Genomic DNA, 7160 nt, shown 5'->3' on the forward strand with positions numbered 1-7160 from the left:
GTCCGCCCCGCGTAAAAAAATTCACAGCAGGTGGACGACGCCGGTCGCCAGATCGTAGACGCCGCCCTCGACCCTCAGCTGATGTCTGGCGACGAGATCGGACAGGATCGGCGCGGCGGCGCGCAGGCGCCCGACATTGTGCCGGACGTTGGCGATGACGGCGTCCTGCTCCAGGTCGTGACCGTGATGTTGCAACACGGGCGCGATGCCGGGCTGCATGGCGTCCACCAGAGCGGCGATATGGCCGGGAAACGCATTGCCCTCCCGCAACGCCTTGACGGTGGCGTTGACCGCGCCGCAACTGCTGTGGCCCAGCACCAGAATCAGCTTGACGCCGAGCACGGCGGCGCCGAACTCAAGGCTCCCCAGCCCTTCGGCGGTGACGAAATTGCCCGCCACGCGCACCACGAACAGGTCGCCGGGGCTCTGGTCGAAAGCCAGTTCCGGCGCGACGCGCGAATCGGCGCAGCCGAGAATTGCGGCGAAGGGCGCCTGTCCCTGCGCGCGTGCGGCGCGGCCGGCGGAAAAATCCCGCTCCAGCGGCTGGTTGGCGACATAACGCGCATTGCCCTCGACCAACCGCGTCAAGGCGGCGGCGGGACTGGCGACGGGTGTATTTCCGCCCAAGCTGGCGTCGGACATGTCTCTCTCCCTGTTCGGATTTATTCGACGCGCTCTTGTTGGCCGGCGAGCGCTTTCGAGCCAATGAGACTACCCCCCTTTGGGGGGAAGCACAGCTTTGGGGCAGGGACGGAAATCGGCAGTGCGCGTGGCCCGGCCCCTTGTAACTTGGATACTGCCGCATCTGCTAAAACAGGCTCTGCGGTGGCGGGCGAGACCGATCCCCCTTTGGGACAACAAGCCCGTGGGTGAGCGGGGAAGCCAAACAATATGCGCCAGTTTCGCCGCGTGGATGGCGGCGACAAGCCCGGCCATGACGGCAGCCTTAGGTCACGCTCCGCCGACTTTCGAGAAATCGGCGACGAGATGCATGGCGCGGCGCAATTGCGCCAGTAGACGCAGGCGGTTCTGGCGCAGGTCGGGGTTTTCGGCATTGACCGTGACATGGTCGAAAAAAGCGTCCACCGGCGCGCGCAATTTCGATAGCGCATGCAGGGCGCCGTCGAAATCTTCCGCGGCGAGTTTTTCAGCGGCTTCGCGGTCGGCGCGGTCGAGGGCGGCGGCCAGCGCATGTTCCTGCGGTTCGATGCGCAGATTGGCTTGCGGATGCGCTTCGAAAGCCTCGGCGCCGTCCTTCTTCTCTTCGGCTTTCAGAATATTGGCGGCGCGCTTGTAGCCGGCGAGCAGGCTCGCGCCGTCCTCGGTGGCGAGGAATTTGTCGAGGGCCTCGACGCGTTTGACGATCATGTTGAGGTCGTCCTGTCCAGGCAGAGCGAAAACCGCTTCGAGCAGGTCGTGGCGGGCGCCGCGATCACGTAGGTCGATTTTCAGGCGGTCGGCGAAAAAGGCGAGCAGGTCGGCGATCAACGGCGCTTTTACCGCCCCCATCGCATCCAATCGCATTTTGGAAATGATTTCGCGTTCGGTTAGTTCGGTGGGGAACGAGTAAGTGAAATTTTTGTTTCGATTTGATTTGTAAGAATGAATCTTTGCTTCGCCCGCGATTTGATCGTCGGCCAGCTTTAAGGAATATGAAAACTGAAGGCCCTTGTTGATTGCCAAGTCAGACAGATGACCCAACTTTACCTTTAATCCATTTTCCAGAATGAGCCGGATCACACCCAACGCCGCGCGCCTGAGCGCAAACGGGTCTTTCGAGCCGGTCGGCTTTTCGTCAATCGCCCAGAAGCCTACCAAAGTATCCAGCTTGTCCGCCAGCGCCACGGCAATACTTACCGGCGCGGTCGGAATCCGGTCGTTCGGCCCTTGCGGCTTGTAATGGTCCTCGATGGCCGCGGCGACTTCCGGGTCCTCCCCCTGCATTTCGGCGTAGCGTCGGCCCATCAGGCCCTGAACCTCGGGGAATTCGCCGACGACTTCGGTCACCAGATCGGCCTTGGCCAGTTCCGCCGCACGGGCCGCTTTTTCCAAATCGGCGCCGACCAACGGCGCCAGTTCGCGCGCCAGGGCGACGACGCGGTCCACCCGCGCGCCTTGCGTGCCGAGATTCGCGTGAAAAACGATATCCAGCGCCCGCAGCCTCGCCAACCGCTGGTCAAGTGGCTTGCCTTGTTCGGAAAAATCCGGCAGCGGCGCCTGATCGGTCTTCCAGAAATAGAGCGCGTCCGACAACCTCGCGCGGACCACGCGGCCATTGCCGGCGGCGATTTGCCGGCCGCCGTCGCTGGCAAGAATATTCGAAACCAGCAGAAACTTGTTCGCCAGTTTTCCGGTCGCCGGATCGCGCAGCACAAAACATTTCTGGTTGGCGCGGATGGTGGCGCGGATCACCTCGCCGGGAATGTCCAGAAAGCTCGCGTCGAATTCGCCCATCAGCACGACCGGCCATTCGACGAGGCCGGCGACTTCTTGCAAAAGCCCCTCGTCATCGACCAGTTCGAGCCCTTGGGCGAAGGCCAGATCCTTGCAATCGTGCAGAATGATGTCGCGCCTCCGCGCCGGGTCGAGCACGACTTTGGCCCGGTCGAGCGCCGGCAGATAATCGTCGAAGCGCCGCACCTTTATCGGCTGCGGGGCCATGAAACGATGGCCATAGGTGACGTTGCCGGCTTTGACGCCGCCGATCTCGAACGGCACGATTTCCGGGTCTTCGGTTTCCGGCCCGAAGGTTGCGACGATGGAATGCAGCGGGCGCACCCAGCGCAGGCAATTCGGGTCGGCGGAATGGACGCCCCAGCGCATCGATTTGGGCCAGGGGAAGGCGCGGATGACCGCGGGCAGAATTTCCGCCAGCACATCGAGCGTCGCCGCGCCCTCGCGTTCGATCACTGCGACATAAAATTGGCCGCCCTTCTTGTCGGTGTCGATTCGCGCCTCGTCGAGCGAAGCGAGGCCGGCGCTCTTGAGAAAACCCTGCACGGCGGCCTCGGGGGCGCCGAGTTTCGGGCCTTTCCTTTCCTCCCGCCGGTCAGGCTGGCGCGTCGGCAGGCCGACGATCTGCAAGGCGAGGCGGCGCGGGGTGACGAAGGCGGCGGCGGCCTCATAGGTCAGGCCGCGCTCGACCAGCGCGTCGGTGACGAGCTTTTTCAGGTCGGCGGCGGCTTGCGCCTGCATCCGGGCCGGGATTTCCTCGGAGAAGAGTTCGAGCAGAAGATCGGACATTGGGGGCTTTCGGGAATTCAAAAATTCGTCCTGTGGCCCATGGTTCGAGACGGCTCCTTCGGAGCCTCCTCACCATGAGGGAGATGGGACGGGCCGCGACCCTCATCCTGAGGAGCGCCTGAAAGGCGCGTCTCGAAGGAGGGCGACAAGCGCGCAAAACTCATGCTCCTCCACCCTCGGTCTTGAGCCAGGCGGCGCCGCAGGCTTTCGCCAGTTCGCGCACGCGCAATATATAGCTTTGCCGCTCGGTCACCGAAATGACGCCGCGCGCGTCGAGCAGGTTGAAGGCGTGGCTGGCCTTGATGCACTGGTCATAGGCCGGCAGCGCCATCTGGTGTCGCCCGTCGTCGCCCTTTTCGCCAAAGGCCAGCAGCGCGTTGCACTCGGCCTCGGCGCGGGAAAAATCGCCGAACAGTTTTTCGACATTGGCGGCTTCGAAATTATGGCGCGAATATTCCTGCTCGGCCTGCAGGAACACGTCGCCATAGGAAATGCGCGCCTCGCCGTCGAGACCGTTGAAATTGAGGTCATAGACGTTTTCGACGCCCTGCACATACATGGCGAGGCGCTCCAGCCCATAGGTCAGTTCGCCCGATACCGGCGCGCATTCGACGCCCGCCACCTGCTGAAAGTAAGTGAATTGCGAAACTTCCATGCCGTCGCACCAGCATTCCCAGCCGAGGCCCCAGGCGCCGAGCGTCGGGCTTTCCCAGTCGTCCTCGACGAAGCGGATGTCATGCAGCGCGGAATCGACGCCGATGGCCTTCAGCGAGTCCAGGTAGAGATTTTGCAGATCGTCGGGGCTCGGCTTCAAAATCACCTGAAACTGGTAATAATGCTGCAACCGGTTGGGGTTCTCGCCGTAGCGGCCGTCCTTGGGGCGGCGCGAGGGCTGCACATAGGCAGCTTTCCAGGGTTTTTTGCCAAGTGAGCGCAAAGTGGTGGCGGGGTGGAAAGTGCCGGCCCCCACCTCCATATCATAGGGCTGGAGAATAACCGCGCCCTGTTGCGCCCAGAATTGCTGCAAGGTCAGGATCAGGCCCTGAAAGCTCTTGTTGGGATCGAGCGCCGAAGATTTTGGCGTCGCGTCTGTTTGGGGGATAGGGCCGGTCATAGGGCGCTCGCAAAAGTTCCAGGGCGGCGCAAACTAGAGCCCGCGTCCGGGCGGGTCAACGGAAAGCGCGGCGGATGGGTTTCTCTGCGGCCGCGGCAGAAAAATCCGGTTCACCCTTTTGCCGTTTGTTTCTGGGCGGGAGGCGGCATTCAGCTTAGGTTCAGGGTTGAAAGCCCATGATCTTTTCATCTCGTGTCGATGGAGTTGGCGCCATGGCTATGGCTGGCAAATTACTCAAAATTGCGACCGCCGCGGCGGTTCTCGCCGGATCGCTGGCGCTGTCGGAACCTGCCTTCGCCGGCGGACATGGCGGCGGTTTCGGCGGCGGCGGTTTTCATGGCGGCGGCGGTTTTCACGGCGGCGGCTTTGGTGGCGGCGGTTTTCGCGGCGGCGGCGGCTGGCATGGCGGCGGTGGCGGCTGGCATGGCGGCGGCGGCGCTTGGCGCGGCGGTCCGGGTTGGCGGGGCGGCGGCTGGGGCGGACCGGGCTGGCGGGGCGGCGGCTGGGGCGGTCCCGGTTGGGGATGGGGCGGCGGCGGTTGGGGCTGGGGCGTTCCGATCATCGCCGGCGGCGCCTATTATTACCCCTCCGACGGCTTTTATGACGACGGTTATCCGGCGGCCCGCCGGGTTTACGTCCGGCCGGTCTCCCGCTCCTGCATCTGGCGGCGGGTGAGGGTGCGCACGCCGAATGGCTTGCGCTGGCGCCGGGTGCGCTACTGCGCGCAATAGCGGTAAGAGGTTGAAAATCCGAAAAACCGGCCACAATGCCGGTTTTTTTTTTATTCGGCGAAAATCCGCGCGCCGCGCCGGTGGATGTCTTCGGCCTGCGGCGTGAAGCTTCCGTCCTCGCCATGCAGGACCAGACCCTGGCGCAGCGACGGCGGCGTTTTCGCGCCTTTGCTTCCGCGCAGGATCAGCCGCGACGCCTTTTCCCCCTGTTTCGGGAAGATCGGCAGGATTTCCGGGCCGCCGAGCCGCCCTTTTAGGCTGGCAAGCAGCGCATCGAGCGCGTCGGCGCGGTGGATGGCGACGAAAATTCCGCCCGGTTTCAACAAGGCGAGGCTGGCGCGCAGCCATTTTTCGATTCCGCCCTCGTCGAGCACATGGGCCATGGCGCGGTCGGCGTCCGGCGAGGGCCGCGACTGGTCGATGTTCAGAAAGGGCGGATTGGTGACGACGAGATCGGCGGCCTCGACCAAACCCTCGATTTTGCGGGCGGCGGCGTCGAACAGGTCGGCCTCGACCACGCGCACCCGGTCGGCGAGCCCGTTTGCCGTCACATTTTTTCGCGCCAGATCCGCCGCGCGGGAATTTTTCTCCAGCAAAACCACTTCGGCGCGCAAATTGATCTGCGCCAGCGCCAGACCGACGGCGCCGGCCCCGGCGCCGACATCGACGATCAGTCCGCGCGGCAGCGCCGGCGCACCCGCCGAGAGCAGGATGGCGTCGGTGCCGATGCGATGGCCGCTTGCCGCTTGATGCAGGATCAGCCGCCCGTCGAACAGGCGGTCGGGCTCACTCCCGGGACAATTCGCCGCCAAAGCCGGCCTCCCGCAGCAGGGCGCGCGCCTGTTCGGCCTGATCGGCCAGCGCGCAGATGCGGCGCGGCAGAAAGCCGACCGAGCCTTCGAGCACGCTCATATATTGGTCGGCGACGAAGACGAAAATCCCTTCCTCGCGCAACAGCGCTTCGACGGCGGAAATCAGCACGACATCGTTGGTGCGCAGCAGTTCGATCATCGGCGGGGTCCGGGAGGGCGCGGGAGGCTTGCATCTTATATCAGATATCGTAGTTGAGCACCCGATCCGATCCGGAGCCAATGCGACCGAAAGCCCGTTCAAAAACGGTCGTCTGCGGACGCATGACCGGGTTAAGCGAAGAAATCTTCCATTGCGAGGATCGGCGATCGAACAGAGTGCGTATTGAAGGAATGCCCGTGCGTCGATCATGCCGGGTGGCGCTTGCTCCCTTGCGGACGAAGCCCTATGGTCGCGCGCGCAAAACCGAAGAGGATGTCGCCTTGGGCCTGGTCATACCTTTCGACGACAAAGCCGGCGATCCCGGCCTGGAGGCGCTCGTCGCCCTGGTCGCCGCCGATATGAACCGGGTCAACCAGACCATTCTGGCCCGCACCGGCTCGGATGTAGCGATGATTCCCGAGGTCGCCAATCACCTGATCTCCTCGGGCGGCAAGAGACTTCGCCCAATGCTGGTGCTGGCGGCGGCAAAACTTTGCGGCTATGAGGCCGAGGGCCATGTCAAGCTCGCGGCGGCGGTGGAGTTCATGCATACCGCGACGCTGCTGCACGACGACGTGGTCGATCAGAGCGAGATGCGGCGCGGCAAGAAGGCGGCGCGCATGCTCTGGGGCAACGAGGCCTCGGTGCTGGTCGGCGATTTTCTGCTTGGACAGGCCTTCCGCATGATGGTGGAAGTCGGCTCGCTCGCCTGTCTCGACGTCTTGTCGGTGGCAGCGACCGTGATCGCCGAAGGCGAGGTCATGCAGCTTTCCGCCGCCAAGGACACCGAGACCACGGAAGACGCCTATCTCGCGGTGATTCGCGCCAAGACGGCGGAGCTGTTCGCCGCCGCCGCCGAGGTCGGGCCGACCCTGGCCCAGCGCCCGAGGGCGGAAATCGCCGCCTGCCGCGCCTATGGCATGAATCTCGGCATCGCCTTCCAGCTGATCGACGATGCGCTCGATTACGGCGGCCAGGCGGCCAAGCTGGGCAAGAATGTCGGCGACGATTTCCGCGAGGGCAAGATCACTCTGCCGGTCGTGCTGTCGTTCCGGCGCGGC

Annotated in this window: 7 protein-coding genes; 2 read left to right on the forward strand and 5 right to left on the reverse strand. The window is 64.1% G+C overall.

The genetic code is table 11. From position 1 onward, the window contains the following. Positions 1-21: 21 nt before the first annotated feature. The 3 genes from QZY01_RS02435 to QZY01_RS02445 all read right to left on the reverse strand — a co-directional run bounded on the left by QZY01_RS02435 (position 22) and on the right by QZY01_RS02445 (position 4357). Positions 22-642 (reverse strand): carbonic anhydrase, encoded by a 621-nt coding sequence (locus tag QZY01_RS02435; RefSeq protein ID WP_294532883.1) that lies wholly within the window; start codon positions 640-642, stop codon positions 22-24. Positions 643-951: 309 nt separating this feature from the next. Then, positions 952-3243 (reverse strand): glycine--tRNA ligase subunit beta, encoded by a 2292-nt coding sequence (gene glyS, locus QZY01_RS02440; RefSeq protein WP_294532885.1) that lies wholly within the window; start codon positions 3241-3243, stop codon positions 952-954. Between the two features lie 160 nt (positions 3244-3403). Next, positions 3404-4357 (reverse strand): glycine--tRNA ligase subunit alpha, encoded by a 954-nt coding sequence (locus tag QZY01_RS02445; protein WP_294532888.1) that lies wholly within the window; start codon positions 4355-4357, stop codon positions 3404-3406. 212 nt (positions 4358-4569) lie between these two features. Here QZY01_RS02445 and QZY01_RS02450 point away from each other — a divergent pair, with 212 nt between their 5' ends. After that, entirely contained in the window at positions 4570-5088 is a 519-nt protein-coding gene (locus QZY01_RS02450; protein WP_294532891.1) for a hypothetical protein, read from the forward strand. Between the two features lie 50 nt (positions 5089-5138). Here QZY01_RS02450 and QZY01_RS02455 read toward each other — a convergent pair whose 3' ends face one another. Both QZY01_RS02455 and QZY01_RS02460 read right to left on the reverse strand, forming a co-directional pair. Beyond that, positions 5139-5900 (reverse strand): methyltransferase, encoded by a 762-nt coding sequence (locus QZY01_RS02455; RefSeq protein ID WP_294532894.1) that lies wholly within the window; start codon positions 5898-5900, stop codon positions 5139-5141. After that, entirely contained in the window at positions 5875-6099 is a 225-nt protein-coding gene (locus QZY01_RS02460) for a DUF2007 domain-containing protein (RefSeq protein WP_294532897.1), read from the reverse strand. Before QZY01_RS02460 ends, QZY01_RS02455 begins: the two co-directional genes overlap by 26 nt. Positions 6100-6380: 281 nt before the next feature. Here QZY01_RS02460 and QZY01_RS02465 point away from each other — a divergent pair. Beyond that, a partial coding sequence (locus QZY01_RS02465; RefSeq protein WP_294532902.1) for a polyprenyl synthetase family protein occupies positions 6381-7160 on the forward strand: 780 nt, incomplete at its 3' end.

The sequence above is a fragment of the uncultured Rhodoblastus sp. genome (assembly GCF_903903185.1).
Lineage (GTDB): Bacteria > Pseudomonadota > Alphaproteobacteria > Rhizobiales > Beijerinckiaceae > Rhodoblastus.

Bases quoted from the DNA above. Each gene is read 5' to 3' on its own strand.
- QZY01_RS02435 (WP_294532883.1), bottom strand. From the start codon at position 642: ATGTCCGACGCCAGCTTGGGCGGAAATACACCCGTCGCCAGTCCCGCC.
- glyS (WP_294532885.1), bottom strand. From the start codon at position 3,243: ATGTCCGATCTTCTGCTCGAACTCTTCTCCGAGGAAATCCCGGCCCGG.
- QZY01_RS02445 (WP_294532888.1), bottom strand. From the start codon at position 4,357: ATGACCGGCCCTATCCCCCAAACAGACGCGACGCCAAAATCTTCGGCG.
- QZY01_RS02450 (WP_294532891.1), top strand. From the start codon at position 4,570: ATGGCTATGGCTGGCAAATTACTCAAAATTGCGACCGCCGCGGCGGTT.
- QZY01_RS02460 (WP_294532897.1), bottom strand. From the start codon at position 6,099: ATGATCGAACTGCTGCGCACCAACGATGTCGTGCTGATTTCCGCCGTC.